The sequence below is a fragment of the Arthrobacter sp. Y3225209 genome (assembly GCF_059090685.1).
Map to the genome: position 1 here is coordinate 1 of NZ_JBNHFW010000049.1, position 3009 is coordinate 3009.

General features: G+C 68.2%; 1 protein-coding gene. It reads right to left on the minus strand.

Translation table 11 applies throughout. The features are described from left to right. Positions 1-3009, minus strand: a 3009-nt coding sequence (locus AC5RVB_RS16320) for an Rne/Rng family ribonuclease (protein WP_494143173.1), incomplete at both ends; no start/stop codon positions are given.

Consider the following 3009-nt stretch of genomic DNA (forward strand, 5'->3'; position numbering starts at 1 on the left):
CGGCGCACGGGCGCCTGCTCCTGCTGCGGCGCCGGTGCCTGGCGCACGGCCTTGGGCTGCTGCGCCTTCACCTCCGGTGCGTGTGCCGGCGCTGCCTTATCCGAGGCTGCGCTGTCCGGCCCTGCACTGTCCGAGACTGCCTTGTCCGAGACTGCACTGTCCGCTCCGGCGGTTTCCTGCGCAGCCGGAGCGACGACGGAAGCCACCTCGTTGAAGGCTTCCGTGAGGCTCTCCAGCGTCAGTGCGGGTTCCTGCTTGGCGGGACGCCGGCGCTGCCGGCGCGGAACCACCACCGTCTCCCCCTGGATGTTCAGGACCGCTCCGGGTTCGGTATCGGAACCGTCGGAGTCGTTCCCGGCGGGTGCCGCAGTTTCGTCGGTTGCTCCGTTGCCGGCAGCAGCGGCATCCACTACCTCATGGGCAGCGGCTGTAGCTGCGGCAATGCTGGCCAGTGCGGCACGCGCGGCCTCGGCTTTCGCCTGGCGCTCTGCGTCCTGCTGGACCGGTTCCTCCACCGGGGCGGGCTGCTGCTCGGTCGCCGGAGCCCCGGCGTTCTGTCCGCGGTCCCGGTTCCGGTTCCGCTTGCGGTCCCCCCGGGTCTGCTTTTCCTGCCGGAGGTGCTGCTGGTGGTTGTCCTCGGTGACGGCGTGGCTGTGGCCCGACGGCGTGTGGCTGGTGCTCCGGCGGTGTTCCACGGGAACATCCTGCGTGACAACGCCGCGGCCGTCGCAGTGCTCACAGGTCTCCCCGAAGACCTCCAGCAGTCCGGTGCCCATCCGCTTGCGGGTCATCTGGACCAGGCCAAGCGAGGTCACCTCGGCCACCTGGTGCTTGGTGCGGTCCCGGCCCAGGCATTCCACCAGGCGGCGCAGCACCAGGTCACGGTTGGCTTCAAGGACCATGTCGATGAAGTCGATGACGATGATGCCGCCGATGTCGCGCAGCCGCAGCTGGCGGACCACTTCCTCCGCCGCTTCCAGGTTGTTCTTGGTGACGGTTTCCTCCAGGTTGCCGCCGCTGCCGGTGAACTTACCGGTGTTGACGTCCACCACGGTCATGGCTTCGGTACGGTCGATCACCAGGGAACCGCCGGAGGGCAGGAACACCTTACGGTCCAGGGCCTTGGCGATCTGCTCGTCGATGCGGTGTGCGGCGAAGATATCTTCGTCCTTGGTCCACTTCTCGAGCCGGCCCACCAGATCCGGAGCCACGTAGGTCACGTAGGCCTCGATGGTGTCCCACGCCTCGTCACCGGAAACCACAAGCTTGGAGAAGTCCTCATTGAAGACGTCCCGGACCACCTTGATGGTCAGGTCCGGTTCTCCGTAAAGCAGTTCCGGCGGCAGCGTCTTGGTGGATTTGGATTTGGCTTCGATGGTCTCCCACTGGGCGCGGAGCCGGTTGATGTCATTCATCAGCTCCTCTTCGCTGGCTCCTTCGGCCGCGGTGCGCACAATGACGCCGGCGTTCTCGGGCAGGTGGTCCTTGAGGATCTTCTTAAGCCGGTTGCGCTCGACGTCGGGCAGCTTGCGGGAAATACCCGTCATCGAGCCGCCGGGAACGTACACCAGGTAGCGGCCGGGCAGGGAGATCTGGCTGGTCAGGCGTGCACCCTTGTGCCCCACGGGATCCTTGGTGACCTGCACCAGGACCGAATCACCGGATTTCAGCGCCAGTTCGATCCGGCGCGGCTGCCCGTCCAGGCCGGCAGCATCCCAGTTGACCTCACCGGCATAAAGCACGGCGTTGCGGCCGCGGCCAATGTCGACGAAGGCGGCTTCCATGCTGGGAAGCACATTCTGGACCTTGCCAACGTAGACGTTGCCGATCAGGGAGTCCTGCTGGGTGTTGGAGACAAAGTGCTCGGCCAGCACGCCGTCCTCGAGGACGCCGATCTGGATCCGCTCATCGCGCTGGCGGACAATCATCTGGCGGTCCACGGACTCGCGCCGGGCCAGGAACTCGGCTTCGGTGATGACGTGGCGGCGGCGGCCGGATTCGCGGGACTCGCGGCGGCGCTGCTTCTTCGCTTCCAGGCGGGTGGAGCCCTTGACGCTGGTGACGCGGTCCGACGCCGGTGCGTCGGCATGCGCACGCGGTGCCCGTACCCGGGTGACCGTGTTGGGCGGATCATCATCCGCTCCCCCGGTCAGTTCCAGGTCCGCGTCTCCGCGGCGGCGGCGCCGGCGGCGGCGCGACGTTACGCCGTCGGACCCGGTGTCCTCGGGGCCGGTGGAAGTACCGTCTTCGCTGTTGCCGGACGTGCCGGCCTCGGTTTCGGCTCCTTGGCGGCTGCGGCCACGACGGCTGCGGCGGCGGGACCGGCCCGAATCGGCAGCGGCATCGTCTTCGTCTGTTTCATCCGCGGCGGCCGGCTTGGCCACCGGTACGGAACGTACGGCGCTCAGGTCGGGAGCATGGAACAAAACGGAGGTAGGCGATTCCGGCACCGTGAACGGATCCAGGGCGGACGTGGGGCCGGCGGCGGCTGCTTCTTTGGTCTGCGCCGCTTCTGTTGTCGCCGCTTCTTCTGTCGCCGCGTCTTCTTCAGCCTGCACTGCCGGCGCCTCTTCGGCGGCCGACGGCAGGACCGGCTCCGCGGCGGCAACGGTTTCCGGTGCGCTTTCAGCTGAGCGGGCCGGTCCGGTAGGCGTGCTTGCCCGCCGGCGGGTGCGCTTCTTGGGGGCCGCCTTGGCGGAGTCCCCGGCATCGCCGCTCACGGAAGCGTCAGTGGATTCCTCGGTAACCGGGGTGGCCGGCGCGGTGTCAGCCGCTGCAGCGTTCTCCGAGTCAGGGGCTTCGGTATTGGTGGATGCCGGTCCGGCTGCCAGGGTCACTTCTTCTGCGGCGCTGTCAGTGGCTGCCGGTGCCTTTTTGGCCGGTGCCCGGCGCCTCCGGACTGCCTTGACGGGCGCTTCAGCGCCGGGTTCTGCGGATGCTGCGGTGCTGTCGGCTGCTTCGGTGCTATCGGCGGCAACCGGCTGCGCACCGGCGGGCGTCTCGGCAGCG